At 66.0% G+C, this 18,465-nt stretch carries 23 protein-coding genes; 4 read left to right on the forward strand and 19 right to left on the reverse strand.

Going from position 1 to position 18,465, the window contains the following annotated elements:
- Nucleotides 1-136: 136 nt before the first annotated feature.
- The 11 genes from ACQP1T_RS27680 to ACQP1T_RS27730 all read right to left on the reverse strand — a co-directional run bounded on the left by ACQP1T_RS27680 (nucleotide 137) and on the right by ACQP1T_RS27730 (nucleotide 11,502).
- Nucleotides 137-1,045: an acyl-CoA thioesterase gene (locus ACQP1T_RS27680; RefSeq protein WP_433755978.1), complete on the reverse strand. Its 909-nt coding sequence runs from the start codon at nucleotides 1,043-1,045 to the stop codon at nucleotides 137-139.
- 2 nt (nucleotides 1,046-1,047) lie between these two features.
- Nucleotides 1,048-2,466, reverse strand: a complete 1,419-nt coding sequence (gene pyk / locus ACQP1T_RS27685) for a pyruvate kinase (RefSeq protein ID WP_433755979.1) — start codon at nucleotides 2,464-2,466, stop codon at nucleotides 1,048-1,050.
- Between the two features lie 104 nt (nucleotides 2,467-2,570).
- Entirely contained in the window at nucleotides 2,571-3,239 is a 669-nt protein-coding gene (locus ACQP1T_RS27690) for an amino acid ABC transporter permease (protein ID WP_433755980.1), read from the reverse strand.
- Between the two features lie 6 nt (nucleotides 3,240-3,245).
- The gene (locus ACQP1T_RS27695; RefSeq protein WP_433755981.1) at nucleotides 3,246-4,040 is read right to left on the reverse strand and encodes an amino acid ABC transporter substrate-binding protein; all 795 of its coding nucleotides are present in this window, start codon (nucleotides 4,038-4,040) and stop codon (nucleotides 3,246-3,248) included.
- Nucleotides 4,041-4,206: 166 nt separating this feature from the next.
- Nucleotides 4,207-4,719, reverse strand: coding sequence for a TM2 domain-containing protein (locus ACQP1T_RS27700; protein WP_433755982.1), 513 nt, complete (start codon nucleotides 4,717-4,719; stop codon nucleotides 4,207-4,209).
- 151 nt (nucleotides 4,720-4,870) lie between these two features.
- Nucleotides 4,871-6,118 carry a prolipoprotein diacylglyceryl transferase gene (gene lgt / locus ACQP1T_RS27705; protein WP_433755983.1) on the reverse strand — a complete coding sequence of 416 codons (1,248 nt, stop codon included), beginning with the start codon at nucleotides 6,116-6,118 and terminating at the stop codon, nucleotides 4,871-4,873.
- A gap of 68 nt (nucleotides 6,119-6,186) precedes the next feature.
- Nucleotides 6,187-6,987: a tryptophan synthase subunit alpha gene (gene trpA, locus ACQP1T_RS27710; protein ID WP_433755984.1), complete on the reverse strand. Its 801-nt coding sequence runs from the start codon at nucleotides 6,985-6,987 to the stop codon at nucleotides 6,187-6,189.
- Nucleotides 6,984-8,282 carry a tryptophan synthase subunit beta gene (trpB, locus tag ACQP1T_RS27715; RefSeq protein WP_433755985.1) on the reverse strand — a complete coding sequence of 433 codons (1,299 nt, stop codon included), beginning with the start codon at nucleotides 8,280-8,282 and terminating at the stop codon, nucleotides 6,984-6,986. Before trpB ends, trpA begins: the two co-directional genes overlap by 4 nt.
- Nucleotides 8,252-9,070 carry an indole-3-glycerol phosphate synthase TrpC gene (gene trpC, locus ACQP1T_RS27720; protein ID WP_062993563.1) on the reverse strand — a complete coding sequence of 273 codons (819 nt, stop codon included), beginning with the start codon at nucleotides 9,068-9,070 and terminating at the stop codon, nucleotides 8,252-8,254. The genes trpB and trpC overlap by 31 nt, the downstream gene beginning before the upstream one ends.
- A 129-nt stretch (nucleotides 9,071-9,199) precedes the next feature.
- The gene (locus tag ACQP1T_RS27725; RefSeq protein WP_433755986.1) at nucleotides 9,200-9,955 is read right to left on the reverse strand and encodes a TIGR02234 family membrane protein; all 756 of its coding nucleotides are present in this window, start codon (nucleotides 9,953-9,955) and stop codon (nucleotides 9,200-9,202) included.
- On the reverse strand, nucleotides 9,952-11,502 hold the full coding sequence (locus tag ACQP1T_RS27730) for an anthranilate synthase component I (RefSeq protein ID WP_433755987.1): 1,551 nt from the start codon (nucleotides 11,500-11,502) through the stop codon (nucleotides 9,952-9,954). The genes ACQP1T_RS27725 and ACQP1T_RS27730 overlap by 4 nt, the downstream gene beginning before the upstream one ends.
- A gap of 160 nt (nucleotides 11,503-11,662) precedes the next feature.
- Between ACQP1T_RS27730 and ACQP1T_RS27735 the strand changes: the two genes are divergently transcribed.
- From ACQP1T_RS27735 to ACQP1T_RS27750, 4 genes are all read left to right on the forward strand, one after another.
- Entirely contained in the window at nucleotides 11,663-11,971 is a 309-nt protein-coding gene (locus tag ACQP1T_RS27735; protein ID WP_433755988.1) for a hypothetical protein, read from the forward strand.
- A gap of 92 nt (nucleotides 11,972-12,063) precedes the next feature.
- The gene (locus tag ACQP1T_RS27740) at nucleotides 12,064-12,528 is read left to right on the forward strand and encodes a peroxiredoxin (protein ID WP_433755989.1); all 465 of its coding nucleotides are present in this window, start codon (nucleotides 12,064-12,066) and stop codon (nucleotides 12,526-12,528) included.
- A 78-nt stretch (nucleotides 12,529-12,606) separates the two neighbouring features.
- Nucleotides 12,607-13,179 (forward strand): permease, encoded by a 573-nt coding sequence (locus tag ACQP1T_RS27745; protein ID WP_433755990.1) that lies wholly within the window; start codon nucleotides 12,607-12,609, stop codon nucleotides 13,177-13,179.
- A gap of 234 nt (nucleotides 13,180-13,413) precedes the next feature.
- Nucleotides 13,414-13,866 carry a MarR family winged helix-turn-helix transcriptional regulator gene (locus ACQP1T_RS27750; protein WP_433762392.1) on the forward strand — a complete coding sequence of 151 codons (453 nt, stop codon included), beginning with the start codon at nucleotides 13,414-13,416 and terminating at the stop codon, nucleotides 13,864-13,866.
- An 11-nt stretch (nucleotides 13,867-13,877) separates the two neighbouring features.
- Here the strand turns inward: ACQP1T_RS27750 and hisI are convergent, their stop codons facing one another.
- The 8 genes from hisI to ACQP1T_RS27790 all read right to left on the reverse strand — a co-directional run bounded on the left by hisI (nucleotide 13,878) and on the right by ACQP1T_RS27790 (nucleotide 18,454).
- Nucleotides 13,878-14,222: a phosphoribosyl-AMP cyclohydrolase gene (gene hisI / locus ACQP1T_RS27755; protein ID WP_062993581.1), complete on the reverse strand. Its 345-nt coding sequence runs from the start codon at nucleotides 14,220-14,222 to the stop codon at nucleotides 13,878-13,880.
- 72 nt (nucleotides 14,223-14,294) lie between these two features.
- Nucleotides 14,295-14,495, reverse strand: coding sequence for a hypothetical protein (locus ACQP1T_RS27760; protein ID WP_433755991.1), 201 nt, complete (start codon nucleotides 14,493-14,495; stop codon nucleotides 14,295-14,297).
- A gap of 76 nt (nucleotides 14,496-14,571) precedes the next feature.
- Nucleotides 14,572-14,721 (reverse strand): hypothetical protein, encoded by a 150-nt coding sequence (locus ACQP1T_RS27765; RefSeq protein ID WP_433755992.1) that lies wholly within the window; start codon nucleotides 14,719-14,721, stop codon nucleotides 14,572-14,574.
- A gap of 62 nt (nucleotides 14,722-14,783) precedes the next feature.
- Nucleotides 14,784-14,969 (reverse strand): hypothetical protein, encoded by a 186-nt coding sequence (locus ACQP1T_RS27770; protein ID WP_433755993.1) that lies wholly within the window; start codon nucleotides 14,967-14,969, stop codon nucleotides 14,784-14,786.
- Between the two features lie 227 nt (nucleotides 14,970-15,196).
- Nucleotides 15,197-15,970, reverse strand: coding sequence for an imidazole glycerol phosphate synthase subunit HisF (hisF, locus tag ACQP1T_RS27775; protein ID WP_433755994.1), 774 nt, complete (start codon nucleotides 15,968-15,970; stop codon nucleotides 15,197-15,199).
- 414 nt (nucleotides 15,971-16,384) lie between these two features.
- Nucleotides 16,385-17,200, reverse strand: coding sequence for an inositol monophosphatase family protein (locus tag ACQP1T_RS27780; RefSeq protein ID WP_433755995.1), 816 nt, complete (start codon nucleotides 17,198-17,200; stop codon nucleotides 16,385-16,387).
- Between the two features lie 7 nt (nucleotides 17,201-17,207).
- Nucleotides 17,208-17,939 carry a bifunctional 1-(5-phosphoribosyl)-5-((5-phosphoribosylamino)methylideneamino)imidazole-4-carboxamide isomerase/phosphoribosylanthranilate isomerase PriA gene (gene priA, locus ACQP1T_RS27785; protein ID WP_433755996.1) on the reverse strand — a complete coding sequence of 244 codons (732 nt, stop codon included), beginning with the start codon at nucleotides 17,937-17,939 and terminating at the stop codon, nucleotides 17,208-17,210.
- Between the two features lie 62 nt (nucleotides 17,940-18,001).
- Nucleotides 18,002-18,454, reverse strand: a complete 453-nt coding sequence (locus ACQP1T_RS27790; RefSeq protein ID WP_433755997.1) for a MarR family winged helix-turn-helix transcriptional regulator — start codon at nucleotides 18,452-18,454, stop codon at nucleotides 18,002-18,004.
- Nucleotides 18,455-18,465 lie beyond the last annotated feature (11 nt).

Consider the following 18,465-nt stretch of genomic DNA (forward strand, 5'->3'; position numbering starts at 1 on the left):
ATGCCAGTCAGGCAGCACGGAGGTCACGTACAGGTCCGGCGTCGTGTGCCACAAGACTTTTGGACGTACCCGACGAGTTACCCATGTGCTTGCGAAATCAGTTGTCACTGTCCGCCGAACACATGGGCACCCGGACTCAGCGGCGCGCCGGGAAGTGGCGGATGATGCCTTCCTGGACCGTGGTGGCAAGCAATTCGCCACTGCGGGAGAAGAATCGGCCTGTGGCAAGACCACGCGATCCGGCGGCCACCGGGGACTCGGTCGCGTAGAGCGCCCAATCGTCGAAGCGGAACGGGCGGTGGAACCAGATCGAATGGTTGATCGTCGCGGCCACGATGCGATCCAGACCCCAGGAAAGGCCGTGCGTGGTGATTATCGAATCCAGCACCGTGGTGTCGGACGAATAGCCAAGCGTCGCAACGTGAATCAGCGGATCATCGGGCAGTCTGCCATCCGCCCGCATCCACACGCGGTTGTGGTTGAGCCGCTCCCCCGTGCCCTTCAGGATCCAGGCCGGGTCGTTGGTGTAGCGCATATCGATCGGATGCGGCGCCTTGACGAACATCTCCAGCTTGTCTTCCAAGCCCGCGAAGCTCTCCTCGACGCGCGGCAGCGTCTCCGGATCCGGCACCTCCGGCTGAGCGTGCGCGTGCTCGAGCCCCTTGCCCCAATCCTGGAACGCGGCGAGCATGACGAACAGCTCCTGACCGTCCTGGGTCGCGGTGACCGTGCGGTTGGCCAGTGAACGCCCGTCGCGGTGGCGGTCGACCTGATATTCGATCGGCTTCTTCACATCGCCACCACGCACGAAATGCGCGTTGACGGCGTGCAGCGGACGGTCACCGTCGACCGTCCGCCCCGCCGCCATGATCGCCTGCGAAACCAGCTGACCGCCGAACGTGCGGCTCCAGACCTTCTCCGGATGCTGGCCGACGAAGACATCCTCGTCGACCTGTTCCAGATCGAGCAGTCCGAGCAGCACGTCGAGATCGGTACCCTCCGCTGCGGCCCCGAGGCCGACAGCGCCACCTAGCGAAGCAGTCACGACTAATGGTCCTCCTCACCGATACGGTGCACGTGGATCAGATTGGTGGAGCCGACAGTACCGGGCGGGGAGCCTGCCACGATTACCACCAGATCACCTTTTTGATATCGCTCCATGGACAGCAGTGCTACATCCACCTGGTGGATCATCGCATCGGTGCTGTCCACCGTCGGGACGATGAAGGTTTCGGTGCCCCAGGTGAGCGACAGCTGGCTGCGCACTTCGGGAAGGGGGGTGAACGCCAGCAACGGCAGCGGGGTGTGCAGACGAGCCAGGCGGCGAACGGTATCGCCGGACTGGGTGAAGGCGACCAGCGCCTTGGCATTGAGCCGCTCGCCGATATCGCGGGCGGCATAGGAGATGACACCGCGCTTGGTGCGCGGCACGTGGGTCAGCGGTGGCACCCGGGTGGATTCGGTCTCCACCGCGTGCACGATCCGCGCCATGGTGCGTACCGTCTCGATCGGGTACGCGCCGACCGAGGTCTCACCCGACAGCATCACCGCATCGGCGCCGTCGAGTACCGCATTGGCCACATCGGAGGCCTCGGCGCGGGTCGGGCGGGAGTTCTCGATCATCGACTCCAGCATCTGAGTCGCGACGATGACCGGCTTGGCATTTTCGCGAGCCATCTGGATGGCCCGCTTCTGCACGATCGGCACCTGCTCGAGCGGCAATTCGACACCGAGGTCACCGCGCGCGACCATGACCGCGTCGAAGGCCAGCACAATGGCCTCGAGATTGTCGATGGCCTCGGGCTTCTCCAACTTGCCGATCACCGGAACGCGGCGGCCGACCCGGTCCATCACGTCGTGCACCAGTTCGACGTCCGAGGGTGAACGCACGAAGGACAGCGCGATGAAGTCGACGCCGAGCTTGAGCGCGAATTCGAGGTCCTCGATGTCCTTCTCCGACAGCGCGGGCACGGAGACATCCATACCCGGCAGCGAGACGCCTTTGTTGTTGCTGACCGGTCCGCCCTCGGTCACCCGGCAGACGACATCGTTGCCCTCGACCCGAATGACCGTGACGCCGACCTTGCCGTCGTCGATGAGCAGGCGGTCGCCCGGTTTGGCGTCCTTGGCCAGCTCCTTGTAGGTAGTGGAGACACGATCATGGGTGCCATCGATGTCATCGACAGTTATGCGGACCTCTTCACCGTTGGCCCATACGGTCTTGCCGTCTATGAAGCGGCCCAGCCGGATCTTCGGTCCCTGTAGATCGGCGAGAATGCCGACCGCCCGGCCGATATGGTCCGAGGCCTGCCGCACCTTCTTGTAGTTCTCGGCATGGTCGGAGTGTTCGCCATGGCTGAAATTCAGCCGCGCCACATCCATGCCGCTCTCGACGAGTTCCCGAATACGTTCCTCGGTAGCGGTCGCTGGGCCGAGAGTGCACACAATCTTCGTCCGTCGCATCACGAGTAGAGCCTAGTCCCGTGTAGCACCCCTGGCCTGCTGTGGCCTCGGTGAAAGCTAGGTGAAAAATATGTACGAAGGCTTAGTGGAAAGTACAAAGGGCCTCGTCATCGTGCGACATGGCGGGACAGCCGAGTTTCCAGGCGCGTTTGACCGACGCCGAGGACCAGACAGATCACCCAGTAATACAGCGCGGCGACGCCGTACAGGGCGAAAAAGTCGAACGTCGGGGCCGCGGCCAACTGCGCGGTGCGCAGTAGTTCGGTCACCAGGATGGTCGAGGCCAGCGAGGTGTCCTTGACCAGCGAGATGAGCGTGTTGGACAGCGGCGGCACGGCAATGCGGGCGGCCTGCGGCAGGATGATCAGCCGCAACTCCTGGGCATACGACATGCCGAGCGCCTTGGCCGCCTCCCACTGCCCCTCCGCGACACTCAGGATGGCCGCGCGCACGACCTCGGCGGCGTAACCGCCGACATTGAGGCTGAATGCGATCACCGCCGCCGGGAACGGATCGATGACGATATCGAACTGCGGCAGCGCGTAGAACACGATGAACAACTGCACCAGCAGCGGCGTGCCGCGAATGATCGAGATGTAGAACCGTGCGGGCGCCGATAGCAACCACAGCGGCGACATCCGCGCCAGCGCCACGAACAACGCGATGACCAGACCGATGACGAAACTGATCGCGGTGAGCGGGATGGTCTTGTCGATCGTGGCCTGCAGCATCGGCCACAGGTTGTGCCAGATCAGTTCCCTGGTCGCGGGATCCACGGGCGGTTATTTGCTGACGTCGGTGCCGAAGTACTTTTCCGAGATCTTGGCCAGCGTGCCGTCCGCGCGCAGCTGATCCAACGCGGTATTCACCTGACCGATCAGCGCGTCGTCCTTGCGGGCGGCGAAGGCCTGATTGCTGACCTCACCGGCCTTGGCGGCGATCTTGACGCCGGTGTCGCCGTTCTTCTTGATGTAGTCGAGCGCGACCAGGCTGTCGTTGACGGTCGCGTCGACGCGGCCGGTCTTCAGCAACTGGACCGCCTGCACGAAGCCCTCCACCGCCTCGACCTTGGCACCCGCACCCTGGGCGACCTTGGCCCAGTTACTGGTCGCCGACTGTGCGCTGGTCTTGCCGTTCAGGTCCGCGAGCGAGGTGATGTTGTTGCTGTCCGCGCGGGTGAGGATCGCGCCCTCGGAGGTGGTGTAGGACTGCGAAAGGGCGTACTTGGCCTTGCGCTCGTCGGTGACCGACACCTGGTTGGCGACCAGATCGAAACGCTTGGACTCGAGACCGGCGAAGATCGCGTCCCACGGTGTCTGCACGAACTCGATCTTCTTGCCGATCTTGTCCCCGACCGCCTGGATGACCTCGATGTCGTAGCCGGTGAGCTTGCCGTCCGAGCCCTGGTAGCTGAAGGGCGAGTAGGTGCCTTCGGTGCCGACCTTCAGCACGTTCGGATCGCTGCTGCTGCCGCAGGCGGTGAGCCCGGTAGCGGTGACGATGGCGAGCATGGCGGCGGCGAACAGCTTGCGGCGCACGGAAGTCCCTCTCTTCGGTGTCTGGACTACGAACACCATCCAGACACGGCATAAAAACCCGGCTCAGGCTACGCCAGGACGACGCCGACCGACAGTATTGCGATCATGGTGCGCCGAATCCTCGCACAGCCTGCCGAAAATGGCGACGGGCCGGGCCGCATCGTCGTGCGATGCGGCCGGCCCGTCGGTCAACTGTTTGCGGCGGTCAGTCGCGCAATGGCCGCCCGAGGCTGTCGGGCACCTTGCCGGTCAGCATCATGATGCCGTCGATCAGCGGCCAGATGCCGCCGAAACCACAGGTCAGCCAGGTGACCGCGATCTGCGCCACGGCAATGCCGGTGTGGCCGGTGTAGAAACGGCCGACGCCGAAGCCGCCGAGGAAGATCTGTAGCAGACCCGCGGTCAGCTTCTGCTTATCCGAAAACGGCACGCCGAACGGGTCGCGACCGTAGGGCGCTTCCGGATCGTTCGGGTTGTAGCCGCCGCCCTGGTACGGCGCGGGCGGGTAGCCGCCCGGCTGCTGACCGTAGGGATCGGGCTGGCCGTACTGCGGCTGACCGTACTGGGGCTGACCGTATTGCGGCTGCTGCTGGTTGTACGGATCCGAGGGGTACTGCTGACCCGGCGCCTCGGGCTGCTTGTTCAGGTCCGGCCCCGTCCCGGGCGGACCGTACTGCGGGCCGCCGAAGCCTGGCTGGTTCTGGTAGGGGTCGGTCACTAAATGTCCTCCATCATTCGTGCATTTCGGCGGGCACTCACCCGCCTCCCCGCGTATTTTGCCGGGCAATTGGGCACCCGAGGGTATCGTCGCGGACACGCGTACGCGTGTCTACTCTGTGCCCCGCCGGGTTGCCCAAGTCGTTATGGGATCAGCCGTCCTTTTTCGAGGTATCGACCTTGCCCCGCTCGGCGTCCGAGGTTTCGGACTCCGTTGAGTTATCGCCGATGGTCTCCGGTTCGTTGCCGGAGTTCTCGGATTTCGTCGGATCCGGATTCTCGGCAGCCGCGTCCTTCTCCGGGCCATTCTGATCCGACACGTCGTCCCCGAGTCCTGATTCCGCGTCTTTGCCCGCGCCAGGCTCGGCTTCCCTTTTCCCGACACTGTGTTTCGGTCGCACTGCTTCCGCAGCGGCGGCGGCCTTCGACGCGGCCTCGGATTCGGCGCCCGCCGCGCGCAGTGCCCCGATCTGCCACGGCCACGGCCGCGCGACCGTCGACGGCTGCAGTTGATCGGCGGTCTCCCTGCCCTTCGTCGCGAACACGAAATAGGCAACCGCGGCGAGGAATACGATCGCCGAGGTGAACGAGTTGATGCGGATTCCCGCGATCTTGGTCGCCTCGTCGTCACGGAGCAGTTCGACGAAGAATCGGCCGAGGCAGTATCCGGCGACATAGAGCGCGAACAGGCGGCCGTGCCCGATCCGGAAGCGCTTATCGAGCTGCACCAGCAGCACCACGATCAGCAGGTTCCAGACCATCTCGTACAGGAACGTCGGCTGCACAACCTTGTCGACGACGCCGGTGGAGACGCCGTTCATCATGTCGAGCTTGCCATCGGAATCGAAGCGCAGGTAGATCTCCAGACCCCACGGCAGATCGGTCTTGCGGCCGTAGAGCTCCTGGTTGAAGTAATTGCCGAGCCGTCCGATGGCCTGGGCCAACAGAATCGGCGGCGCGATCGCATCACCCAACGCGGGCAATGGGATTCGGTACACCCGGCAGCCGATCCAGGCGCCGACGCCGCCGAGGAAGACCGCGCCCCAGATGCCGAGGCCGCCCTGGTAGATCTTCAGCGCATCGATCGGGTGGCCGTCGGCGCCGAAGTACTTCTGCCAGTCGGTGGCGACGTGATAGAGCCGGCCGCCGACCAGACCGAAAGGCACCGCGAACATCGCGACATCGAGAATCGCGCCCTTCTGCCCGCCGCGCTCCTGCCAGCGCCGCTCACCCCACCAGATGGCGACGACGATGCCGAGGATGATGCACAGGGCGTAGGCCCGTAGCGGGAATGGACCGATATGCCATACGCCCTGGGACGGGCTAGGAATGTAGGCCAGCACATCAGCGGTGACGGCACCGTTGCTCAGGACGCTGTCTGCGAGGACTCGTAAGGTCACGGCCCCAACCGTAGCGGAGCACGGCCACATCGCGAGATTCGCGGTCGGCGTGCCCCTCTCGTGGGCGGCTAGGAGGCGACGGTCGCGGACCGAACACCCTCGGCCAGTTCGGCCGTGAGAGTGCGCACCGCATCGAGTCCATGGGCCGCGGCGGTCACCAGTGCCGAGCCGACGATGACTCCGTCTGCGTAGGAGGCGATTTCGGCCGCCTGCGCACCATTGCGCACGCCGAGGCCGACACCGATCGGGATATCGGAGTGGGCGCGGATGCGCGCGCACAGCGCAGGAGCCGCGGAGGAGACCACGTCACGCGCACCGGTGACACCCATGGTCGAGGCCGCGTAGACGAAGCCGCGGCTGGCCCCCAGCGTCTTGACCAGACGCTCCTCGGTGGACGACGGCGCGACCAGGAAGATGCGGTCCAGATCGTGTGCGGCCGAGGCGACGAACCAGCTGTCGGCCTCTTCCGGGATGAGGTTCGGGGTGATGATGCCGGAACCGCCAGCGGCGGCCAGATCGCGCGCGAAACGGTCTACGCCGTACTGCAGGACCGGGTTCCAGTAACTCATCACGACGGCCTTACCGCCCGCCGCGGTGATCGCCTCGACCACCGAGAACACATCGCGGACCCGGACACCGCCGCGCAGCGCCTGGTCGGCGGCGGCCTGGATGGTGGGGCCGTCCATCACCGGATCGGAGTAGGCGACGCCGACTTCGACTATGTCGCAACCGGATTCGACCATGGTGCGGCACACCTCGATCGAACCGGCCAGATCCGGGTAGCCCGCGGGCAGATAGCCGATCAGCGCGGCGCGGCCCTCCGCGCGACAGGCGGCGAAGGTGTTCGCGAGGCGGGACTGCTGACTCACTGGTGGCTCTCCTTGTCGGCGTGGTCATCGAACAGCCCGAACCATCGTGCCGCCGTGTCCATATCCTTGTCGCCGCGCCCGGACAGGTTCACCAGGATGATCGCGCCCTTGCCGAGTTCCTTGCCGAGCTTCAGCGCACCGGCCACCGCATGTGCGGATTCGATCGCGGGGATGATGCCCTCGGCGCGGCTGAGCAGCAGCAGCGCGTCCATCGCCTCGATATCGGTGATCGGGTAGTACTCGGCGCGACCGATGTCCTTGAGGTAGGCGTGTTCCGGACCGACGCCCGGATAGTCCAAACCGGCCGAGATCGAATGCGATTCGATGGTCTGGCCGTCCTCGTCCTGCAGCAGATACGAGTACGCACCCTGGAACGCGCCGGGTGTACCCCCGGTGAAAGTCGCTGCGTGCCTTCCGGTTTCGACACCGTCACCGGCCGCCTCGTAGCCGATCAGCCGCACGCTGGGATCGTCGATGAAGGGATGGAAGATGCCGATGGCGTTGGAGCCGCCGCCGACGCAGGCGGCGACCGCGTCGGGCAGCCGACCGGTGAGCGCCTGCACCTGAGCACGAGCCTCCAAGCCGACGATGCGCTGGAGATCGCGCACCATCATCGGGAACGGATGCGGGCCCGCGGCGGTGCCGAAGCAGTAGTAGGTGGCCTCGGCATTGGTGACCCAGTCGCGCAGCGCCTCGTTGATCGCATCCTTGAGAGTCTGCGAACCGGTGCGCACCGAGATGACCTCGGCGCCGAGCAGCCGCATGCGGGCCACATTCAGCGCTTGGCGGGCGGTATCGACCGCACCCATATAGACGACGCATTCGAGGCCGAGCAACGCGCACGCGGTGGCGGTGGCAACGCCGTGCTGACCCGCGCCTGTCTCCGCGATCACCCGGGTCTTGCCCATGCGCTTGGCGAGCAAGGCCTGGCCGAGCACATTGTTGATCTTGTGCGAACCGGTGTGGTTCAGGTCCTCGCGCTTGAGGATGATGCGCGCACCACCGGCATGCTCGGCGAGCCGTCGGCATTCGAAGATCGGCGACGGGCGGCCGGTGTAGTCGCGCTGCAGCCGGTCCAGTTCGTCGAGGAAGGCGGGATCGAGTCGACACTTCTCGTATTCGGCGGTGACCTCCTCGATCACCGCCATCAGCGCCTCGGGCACATGCCTGCCGCCGTAAACGCCGAAGTGACCGCCCGGATCCGGCTCGTGGTCGCTGCGCTCGTGGATACCGTCGGAGGCCTTGGGCAGTGCCGTCACCTTTGTCACCGACCCCGCCGCGCGGGCTTCGGGCACGACGGGTGGGTGCCCGCGGTCACCAGTTCGGAAACGGCCGCGCGCGGGTCGCCACTGGTGACCAGCCCCTCGCCGACGAGCACGGCATCCGCCCCCGCACCGGCGTAGGCCAGCAGGTCGGCGGTACCGCGGATACCGGATTCGGCGATGCGGATGACCTCGGTGGGCAGACCGGGCGCGATGCGCGCGAAGACATCACGATCGACCTCGAGGGTCTTGAGGTTGCGGGCGTTCACGCCGATCACAGACGCACCGGCCTCCAGGGCGCGGTCGGCCTCTTCCTCGGTGTGCACCTCGACCAGGGCGGTCATGCCGAGCGATTCGGTGCGGTCGATCAGCGAACTCAGCACGTCCTGTTCCAGGGCGGCCACAATGAGCAGGATGACGTCGGCGCCGTGCGCGCGGGCCTCATGGATCTGGTAGGGCCCGACGACGAAATCCTTGCGCAGGATCGGGATGTTCACGGTGGCGCGGACCGCGTCCAGGTCATCGAGCGACCCGTTGAAGCGGCGCCCCTCGGTGAGCACGCTGATGACGCGCGCTCCGCCGTCCTCGTAGGCCTTGGCCAGACTCGCCGGGTCCGGGATATCCGCGAGCTCCCCCTTGGACGGGCTGGCCCGCTTGACCTCGGCAATGACGCCGATGCCGTCTTCGAGGAGCGCGGCGCGGGCGTCCAGCGGCGCGGGCGCCGCGGCCGCGGCCGCCTTGATCGCCTGGAAGTCCATGAGGGCTTCCCGAGCGGCCACATCCGCGCGGACCCCGTCGAGAATCGAGTCGAGTACCGTCATCTGGCTCGAATCCTTTCTGGGGAGACGGACTTGCTGCCTGAGAATCCCCCCAGGCGCTGTCTCACCGATGCTGACAAAGAATAAATGGCTGCTTGTGGCGCAACTGCGCCGGGGTTTGTAGTCACCTGCTCAGACACCTCGATGCCCTTGTTTCCGCTGATCATGATCGGCGGAATCGTCGGTGGCCGAAACGGATCCATCCGCTTGTTCGGTCGGGTCGGTGCCCGCGTCCAACGCATCCCAGAGCACGCGCTCGGAAAGCTGTCCGGTATCGCCCACCGCCTCGTCGGTGCGCTGACGCGTCACCTGTTCGGTGGCGGCGGCCCTGCGGAAGACCGGATTGTCGTACTTACCGGACAGGCGGGCGGCGTCCTGGGGCATGCGGGCAAGCAGGACACCGGCCACGAAGGCCGCCAGCGCTCCCAGCAACGAAAGTACGGCGGGGAACTGGGAAGTGACCACGTCGGTGACGGTCGCACGGCCGGGCAGCTCCGCCAGGGTGGCGGCACGGGTCGCGGCCGCGCCGGATCTGGTCAATAACGCGAACGCGGGAACGGCCGTCACCGCCGCGACCAGACCGATCAGGACGCCGAACATCCGCCGCAGCCAGCCCCGTGTCGCCAGTACCGCGGCGATGGCGGCCAGCAGTACCAGTGCCAGCGGCGTGAGCGCACCGAACCAGACACCGCCGTTGAGTTTGTCGGTGCGCGGTTCGGTCAGGCCGTCGGTGGACGAGACGGTCACCCACGTCATTCGGGAGGAGCCCCACAGCGCCGCCGCGGCGACGGCGAGCAGGACGATCGCGCCGACCGGATATTTGCGTTTCGAGGTCTGCGTGTCCGCCGAGGCGGTCGGCCCGGTATCGGCGGGTTCGGAATCGGTCATTCCGCGCTGCCGTCCGCGGGTGCGCCATACGCCCGAACGGTTTTCGCGGCCGCCACCGCCCGCAGCACCGCCATGGCCTTGTTGCGGGATTCGACGTCCTCGTAGTCCGGATCCGAATCCGCGACGATGCCCGCACCCGCCTGCACATAGGCGGTACCGTCCTTCAGCAGTGCGGTGCGGATGGCGATCGCGGTATCCGCATCGCCAGCGAAGTCGAGATAGCCGACCACGCCGCCGTACACGCCGCGACGGGTGGGTTCGAGTTCCTCGATGAGCTCCATCGCACGCACCTTCGGGGCACCGGACAACGTGCCCGCGGGGAAGCAGGCATTGACCGCGTCCAATGCGATCTTGCCCGGCGCGAGGCGCCCCGAGACCGTCGAGACCAGATGCATGACGTGGCTGTAGCGCTCGATGTGTCGGTACTCGGTGACCCGCACCGTGCCCGGCTGGCAGACCCGGCCGAGATCATTGCGGCCGAGGTCGACGAGCATCAGATGCTCGGCATTCTCCTTCTCGTCGGCAAGCAGTCCCTTCTCCAGCAACAGATCGTCCTCCTCGGTGGCGCCGCGCCACCGGGTGCCCGCGATCGGATGTGTCGTCGCCACACCCTCTTTCACGGTCACCAGCGATTCCGGACTGGAGCCGACGATCGAGAACGCCGTGCCGCCGTCGCCGTCCGGGATGTGGATCAGGTACATGTACGGGCTCGGATTGGAGGCGCGCAGCATCCGGTAGAGGTCCAAAGGCGCACCGTCGTAATCCATTTCGAAGCGCTGCGAGAGCACCACCTGGAAGGCCTCGCCCGCCTCGATCTCCTTGACCAGACGTCGCACGCCCGCACCGAATTCTTCGGTGGTGCGGCGGCGGATGTACTCCGGGTCGGGCTGATCGAAGATCGACACCGTCGACTCCGAGGGCGCGGCCAGCGCGGCGGTCATCCGGTCCAGCCTGGCCACCGCGTCGTCATAGGCCTCGTCGACCCGTTCGGCGGTGCCGTTCCAATTGACCGCATTGGCGATGAGCGTGATCGCGCCCTCGTGATGGTCGAAGGCCGCGAGATCGGTGGCGAGCATCAGCACCATCTCGGGCAGCCGCAGATCGTCGACGGCGAGGGTGGGCAGTCGCTCGATCCGACGCACCGCGTCGTAACCGAGGTAGCCGACCATGCCGCCGGTCAGCGGAGGCAGACCGGGCAGCCGCTCGGTCTGCAGCAACTGCAGGGTTTCCCGCAGCGCCACCAGCGGATCGCCACCGCAGGGCGCGTCCGCGGGGGTGTTGCCGAGCCAGGCCGCTTCGCCGTCGACGACCGTCAACGCGGACGGGCTACCCGCGCCGATGAACGACCAGCGCGACCAGGACCGTCCGTTCTCCGCGGACTCGAACAGGAAGGTACCGGCCCGATCCGCGGCCAACTTGCGGTAGGCCGACAGCGGAGTTTCGGAGTCCGCCAGCACCTTTCGGGTCACGGGAACCACCCGATGCTCCGCGGCCAGTTCGTGGAACTGTTCGCGGGTCGTGGTGGTGGGAGTGGACGCGCCAGGCATGTGTCCATCATCCCAGGCGGCACCGACAGCCTTGTCGGCGCGTCCCATCCTCCTGAACCGACTGTCCGGTTCCGACGTGCTGTCGGGGCTGGTGACCGCCGTCACTACACTCGCCCCGTTCGATCTCACACGCGGTATCCATTTCGAGAGGAGACAACTGATGTACCCCTCGCCACCAGGTGCGCCGGAGGGGCGGCACGCCGCCGGCTCTGGCCTGCCCGGTCAACCCCCGCGGATGGTCGGCCTGCATTCGATGGCCGGATCACCGAGTTCCAACCAGGTGAACGCCCTAGCTTCCTTCGTCACCTACGTGAAGGCGCTGGAAGCCCTGGACAAGCACCATTTTCCGGATGAGTACGCCACTCACAGCGACCGGATCAGGGAACTCAGGCCGCTGCTGCGCGCACACGGAATTCTCGATGTCATGCAGATCAAAAATCCAGAGGTCGCCGCACTCATCGGCGCTTAGTCGCGATAAGAACCCGTCATTCCGGTCTCCGGCATGACAGGGACCGAGCGCGGGGGCGGCAAACCGACCTCGCGCCCGGTACTGTCCCCACTATGCAGACAGGTCAGCTCGCTCCCGAATTCGAGCTTCCCGATCAATCCGGCACCCCGCGTTCGCTCGATGCGCTGCTCGCGAACGGTCCGCTGGTGCTGTTCTTCTACCCCGCCGCGAATACGCCGATCTGCACGGCGGAGGCATGCCACTTCCGCGATCTGTCCGGCGAATTCGCCGCGCTTGGCGCATCGTGCGTCGGCATCAGCACCGACGGCGTCGACACCCAGGCCGGATTCGCGTCCAAGCAGAACCTCGGTTACCCGCTGCTGTCGGATGCCAACGGCAAGATCGCCTCGGCATTCGGGGTGAAGCGCGGACTGCTCGGCAAGCTCGCACCGGTCAAGCGGCAGACCTTCGTGATCGACCGGGATCGCAAGGTCGCCAAGGTGATCACCGGCGAGTTGCGGGCCGATGTACACGCGGACGAGGCGCTGAAGTTCCTACGCGAGCGCGCTCTGCAGTAGCCATGCCCGCGGTAACACCGCGAAAAATGCCAGGTCCAACGCCGTCGATCTGCTGGTTGCCCGACATACGCTGGATTCATGACTACGAGCGAGGTTCGGCCGGACGGGCAGAAATCCACGCTGACCACGTGGCGCACGCGGATCATCGGCGCACTTGCGGTCATCGCCGTACTGATCATCGCCTACTTCATTCTGGCGGCTTTCATCCCGCGCTGGTGGGCACAGCGCGTCGCCGAGCTGGTCAGCGGTAGTTTCAGCAAGGGCATCGGTTGGGGTCTGGTGTACGGCTTGCTCGGCACCGCCATCCCGTTGTTGCTGTTGCTGTGCGCCGCGCTGATCTGGAAGCGGCGAGCCGGAAAGTTCATCGCGGGCGCCGCCGCGTTGCTCGCGTTGATCATCGCGATTCCGAATCTGATGACACTGTCGATCGTGCTCGGTGACAGTAGTGCCGCACATGCCGGTCAACGGATTCTCGATGTCGACGCACCAGCCTTCCGTGGCGCGTCACTGGTCGGCGCCATCGTGGCGGTCGCGGTTTTCCTCGCCGCGGTAGGCCTGATCGGTTGGCGCCGCTGGCGGCGCAGGCATCCGGGCAAACAGACTGCGCCGACGCCGCCCGCTGCCACTGCGCAAACGCCGAAAGTTACCTAGGACACGTAGCCGACACGCCCTGCGGCCCTGTGAGTGACCTCACGTCACTGACCAAGTCCATGACGGTCGAGCGAAGTCGTGGCAAACTCATTCACGCGAGTGACCGTGAACACGCTTTTCGTTAATCGCTAGGTTCGCTAACCATAAGACGTCACTTGGCTCGAAAGAAGGCACCCAGTGACGAAGTGGCTCGACCCGGACGAACAACGAGCTTGGCGCGCGATTGTCGCGCTGATGACACGTCTACCAGGCGCTTTGGATACCCAGCTGCAGCGCGAATCCGGGGTGACACATTTCGAATACTGGGTGCTCACACTGTTATCCGAGGAGCCCGGCCATCGGCTGCAGATGAGTGAGCTCGCCCACAAAGCAAATGCATCGCTATCGCGGCTGTCCCACGTGGTGTCGAAGCTGGAGCGAATGGGCTGGGCGCAACGCTCAGCAACCACCGGCCGCCGCGGCGTGCAGGCGGTGCTCACCGACGACGGCTACTCGAAGATCGTCGAGGCGGCGCCCGGCTATCTGGAAGCGGTGCGGCAGTTGGTTTTCGATGGTCTCGACGCCGCACAGACGGCGCAACTGGCCGATCTCAGCGAACTGCTCGTCAGGCAGCTCAGCGACACTCTGAGTCAGTCCAACGGCAGGTCAGCGCCGGTCGAGGAGCGCGGCGAGCAACCGAATCCATAGCAGGTTCGGGTTCAGCTGTCGGCGAGCAACAGGTCGGAGTCGAAGCAGGTGTGCGTGCCGGTGTGGCAGGCCGCGCCCTCCTGGTCAACGACGAGCAGGATCGTATCGCCGTCGCAATCGAGGCGGACCTCGTGCACGTACTGGGTGTGGCCGGAGGTTTCGCCCTTGACCCAGTACTGCTGGCGCGAACGCGAATAGTAGGTCGCTTTGCGAGTTTCCAGCGTGCGGGCCAGCGCCTCATCGTCCATCCAGGCAACCATCAGCACATCGCCGGTACCGCGCTCCTGCGCGACCGCGGCGACGAGTCCGGCGTCATTGCGCTTGAGCCGGGCGGCGATGGCGGGGTCGAGAGTCATATCACCGTTATACATGGAGCTGCCCACCGGAACACTTCGTGTAGTGCCGAAACGCACCCGATGCGAAAGCTCCTACTCCTCGGGCAGCGGAATCAGTTCGAGATGTTCGGCCACAGGCTTTTTGGTGCAGGCGGCCCGGCCGGTGACCAGGTTCACCCCGCCCCGATGGGCAACCAGCCATTTGCCACAGACGCAACGCAGATAGCGAACCGAACCGTGTGTCGACACCAGTATCGGCGATGGCCAGGAGCATGCGGGACACGTGGCGGACATGGTCGCTAAGCCTGGGTAACTATCGGGCAGATAGCAATCACCGCCCCGGCGTGGCGGCATAAGAATCCGAAGAATGTCAAGCTGTCCGAGTGCGATTCAGCTCACCGAGGACCTGCCAGGTGCGCCGACTGTCGGCCTCGGAGACCAGATCTGTTTGGGCCACAACGACATCGGTCGCGCCCCCTTCGAAGTAAGCGTCGATCTGATCGGCGGGGCTGTTCGTCACCGATTACGGCGAGCTCGGTGCGATAGTTCGATCATTCGCCGATACGACGGAATCTCGATGAATTAGCCGTTTGTTCGGCCGCCGTCGCTCGAGTGCTGTCGATATCGGCGTTGACCACGCACGATGGCGACAATACGAGGACGTCCGGCTTGTTCAGCGGCCGAAGTGATCGGCTCGACAATGTGCTCGCCCAATACTTTCGGACCGACCAGAAATTGCATTGTGCCGTCACCCAATTCGGCGGTCACACGCAGCGCCTGCCACCCATCGCCGCGACCATGACCGGCCCCATCGGCTCGGCACCCGCGACCACAGCGGGCATCGGCATTACGGCACTGCGAGTTTCACCGCAGAAAGCGCGACGACCGATGTACCGACCGCAAACAACTTGAGCTGTCGCACCCCTGCGGACTGCCTCGCACAGGCTATACCTTGTGCGAGGCAGTCACTGGTTATGCGCCAGCTCCGTTTGGGGTTAGCGGACAGTGATTTGTTCGGCGCGCATGGCGGCTTTTACTTGGGGGATGGTGAGGTCGCCGAAGTGAAAGACGCTGGCGGCCAGGACCGCATCCGCGCCTGCCTGGACGGCGGGGGCGAAGTGTTCGACGGCACCGGCGCCGCCGCTGGCGATCACCGGCACCGAGACGGCCTCGCGAACGGCCTTGATCATGGGCAGGTCGAAGCCCGCCTTGGTGCCGTCGGCATCCATCGAGTTGAGCAGGATCTCGCCGACGCCGAGTTCGGCTCCGCGCATGGCCCATTCGATCGCATCGATACCGGTGCCGCGCTTGCCGCCATGTGTGGTGACCTCCCAGCCGGACGGCGTGTCGGGCTGGCCGTCAGGAACGGTGCGGGCATCCACCGACAGCACGATGCACTGCGAGCCGAAGCGCTGCGACATTTCCCGCAAAACCTCGGGGCGCGCGATGGCGGCGGTATTCACCGACACCTTGTCCGCGCCGGCACGCAACAGCCGGTCGACATCCTCGACCGTGCGCACGCCGCCGCCGACGGTGAGCGGGATGAAGATCTGCTCGGCCGTGCGGGTCACCACATCGATCATGGTGCCGCGGTCGCCGGTGGAGGCGGTGACGTCGAGGAAGGTCAGTTCGTCGGCGCCCTGCAGATCGTAGGCGGCGGCGAGTTCGACGGGATCGCCCGCGTCACGCAGGTTTTCGAAGTTGACACCCTTGACCACCCGGCCCGCGTCGACATCCAGACACGGAATAACGCGTACCGCCAACGTCATCGGCTCACCCTTCTTCGAAACTTGCTGTGTTTACCGACCCCGCCGACTGCCGTTCCCCTATGTCCACCCACCCCGGCCCCTGCGCCAGCCGCCATCCCTCTGTGTTCACCCACCCGACCGACTGCACCGAGTGCCGTCGGCCTGTGTGCACCCACCCCGCTGACTGCGCCGACTGCCATCGGCCTGCGTTCACCCACCCGGGCCACAACACCGACTGCCATCACCCTGTGTTCACCCGCCCAGCTGACTGGGCCGACTGCCGTCGGCCTGGGGCCACCCATCCGACCGACTGCGCCGACTGCCAGCGGCCTGGGTCCACCCACCCGACCGACTGCGCCAACTGCCATCACCCTGTGTTCACCCACCCGGCCCACTGCGTCGACTGCCATCGCCCAGTGTCCTTCGTGCACGGCCTCACGCATCGTCGGCGACCGTGCAAATCATCTCGAGCAGCTCCTCGTGCACGCCCGGCGCGGCGGCCAGGACCGAACCCGAGGTGATGGTCCACGGCTCCCCCGCCAGATCGGTGACAACCCCACCCGCCGCGCGCACCAGCGCGACGCCTGCGGCGTTGTCCCACGGATGGTGCCCGAAGACGATCGCGCCGCCGAGTACACCCGATGCGGTGAACGCGAGGTCGATGCCGGTGGAGCCGTGCATGCGAACCCGCGAGGACAGCCTGCTCAGCGGACCGAGCAGGTCGAAACGGAACCGGCCGGGAATGCGTCCGGCGGAGTCCACATTGAACGCGCCGAAGCCGATCATCGCCTCGCCGAGTTTCCCGTGTGGCAGGCGCGGCAGCGGTTGGCCGTTCAGGAGCACCGGGCCGTCGACGGCCGCCGAATAGCGCTGGCCGAGCAACGGCAGCCAGGTCAGTCCGAGCAGCGGCTCCCCCTCGTGCACCAGTGCCAGCAGCATGCCCGAAAGGGGATGTCCCGATGAGTAATTGAAGGTGCCGTCGATCGGATCGAGCACCCATGCGGTCCCCGAGGTGAGCTGCGGACCACCGAATTCCTCACCGTGCACCTCGATTCCGGTGCGCTGCTCGAGCTGCGCGGAAATGGTGCGCTCCAACTCCAGATCGAGTTCGGTCGCGAAGTCGTTGCGGCCCTTGGCAACCGCGCTCGGCGCGCCGACCCCCTCGACGAAACGCGGGCTCGCGGCGTCGAGGATTTCGCCGGCGACGTCGAGCAGGGCCGGTAGTTCGGTGTCGAGGCGGTTGGCGGTCATCGAATCGTCAGCGGACCGCGGCCAGCGCCTCGGGCAGCGTGAAGCGGCCCGCGTACAGCGCCTTGCCGACAATCGAACCCTCGACACCCTCGGGCACCAGTTCGGCGATGGCGATCAGATCCTCGATGGTGGAAACACCGCCGGAGGCGACGACCGGCGCGTCGGTGGCGGCGCAGACCTCGCGCAGCAGATCCAAGTTGGGGCCGGTGAGGGTGCCGTCCTTGGTCACATCGGTCACCACGTAGCGCGAGCAACCGTCACGCTCCAGGCGTTCGAGCACCTCCCACAGATCACCGCCGTCGCTGACCCAGCCGCGGCCGCGCAGCCGGTGCTCACCGTCGATGATCCGCACATCCAGACCGACGGCGATGCGCTCACCGTGCTTGGCGATGGCGCGGGCACACCACTGCGGATCCTCCAGCGCGGCAGTGCCGAGATTCACCCGGGCACAGCCGGTACCCAGCGCGGCCTCCAGGGATTCATCGTCGCGGATGCCGCCGGACAGCTCCACCTTGACATCGAGTTCGCCGACCACCTCGGCCAGCAGTTCACGATTGGAGCCACGGCCGAATGCCGCATCCAGATCGACCAGATGTACCCACTCCGCACCGGCTTTCTGCCAGGCGAGTGCCGCATCGCGCGGGGAGCCGTAATTGGTTTCGCTGCCCGCCTCCCCCTGAACCAGGCGCACGGCCTCTCCATTGGCGACGTCGACAGCAGGTAGCAGCACAAGACTCACGGATGCAGTTTAGTTGCTCGCTTCGCGCACCCTATCCCCGGCCTGCGGAAATAGGGGCGCGCTCACCCTTGTACATGATCATCGAGGACCCGGGTGAGCAGCCGTACCAGTTCGCGGCGCTCGGCCGCGGAGAGAGCGGCGAGTAGTTCGTCCTGCGCGCCTTCGATCCGCCGGTCCAGTTCGTCCAGGTGGCGGCCGCCCGCCTTGGTGATGGTGACGATATTGCGGCGGCGGTCGCTCGGATCCGGGGCGCGTTCGATCAAGCCGCGTTCGGCCAGATCGTTCAGGGCGGCGACGATATCACTGCGATCAATTCGAGTGCGACGGCCTAGATCGGCCTGGCTGGCGGGGCCGAATTCGCCGAGCGTGGTCAACAGCGCGTAGTGGTAGCGGCGCGATCCGGTTGTCTCGAAGGCGCGCTCCGTCGCCCGGTTGGCGAGGATGGCCACCTGGTTCACCAGTCGGGTGGGCAGGGCGCGCAGCCTGCCCGGGGTGTCCTCGTGCGCGATCTCCATGAGGGCAATGT

The organism is Nocardia sp. CA-135398 (assembly GCF_050955845.1).
Lineage (GTDB): Bacteria > Actinomycetota > Actinomycetes > Mycobacteriales > Mycobacteriaceae > Nocardia.

Bases quoted from the DNA above. Each gene is read 5' to 3' on its own strand.
- ACQP1T_RS27695 (WP_433755981.1), bottom strand. From the start codon at position 4,040: ATGGTGTTCGTAGTCCAGACACCGAAGAGAGGGACTTCCGTGCGCCGC.
- trpC (WP_062993563.1), bottom strand. From the start codon at position 9,070: ATGACGGTACTCGACTCGATTCTCGACGGGGTCCGCGCGGATGTGGCC.
- ACQP1T_RS27725 (WP_433755986.1), bottom strand. From the start codon at position 9,955: ATGACCGATTCCGAACCCGCCGATACCGGGCCGACCGCCTCGGCGGAC.
- ACQP1T_RS27730 (WP_433755987.1), bottom strand. From the start codon at position 11,502: ATGCCTGGCGCGTCCACTCCCACCACCACGACCCGCGAACAGTTCCAC.
- ACQP1T_RS27735 (WP_433755988.1), top strand. From the start codon at position 11,663: ATGTACCCCTCGCCACCAGGTGCGCCGGAGGGGCGGCACGCCGCCGGC.
- ACQP1T_RS27740 (WP_433755989.1), top strand. From the start codon at position 12,064: ATGCAGACAGGTCAGCTCGCTCCCGAATTCGAGCTTCCCGATCAATCC.
- ACQP1T_RS27745 (WP_433755990.1), top strand. From the start codon at position 12,607: ATGACTACGAGCGAGGTTCGGCCGGACGGGCAGAAATCCACGCTGACC.
- ACQP1T_RS27750 (WP_433762392.1), top strand. From the start codon at position 13,414: ATGACACGTCTACCAGGCGCTTTGGATACCCAGCTGCAGCGCGAATCC.
- hisI (WP_062993581.1), bottom strand. From the start codon at position 14,222: ATGACTCTCGACCCCGCCATCGCCGCCCGGCTCAAGCGCAATGACGCC.
- ACQP1T_RS27760 (WP_433755991.1), bottom strand. From the start codon at position 14,495: ATGTCCGCCACGTGTCCCGCATGCTCCTGGCCATCGCCGATACTGGTG.
- hisF (WP_433755994.1), bottom strand. From the start codon at position 15,970: ATGACGTTGGCGGTACGCGTTATTCCGTGTCTGGATGTCGACGCGGGC.
- ACQP1T_RS27780 (WP_433755995.1), bottom strand. From the start codon at position 17,200: ATGACCGCCAACCGCCTCGACACCGAACTACCGGCCCTGCTCGACGTC.
- ACQP1T_RS27790 (WP_433755997.1), bottom strand. From the start codon at position 18,454: ATGGAGATCGCGCACGAGGACACCCCGGGCAGGCTGCGCGCCCTGCCC.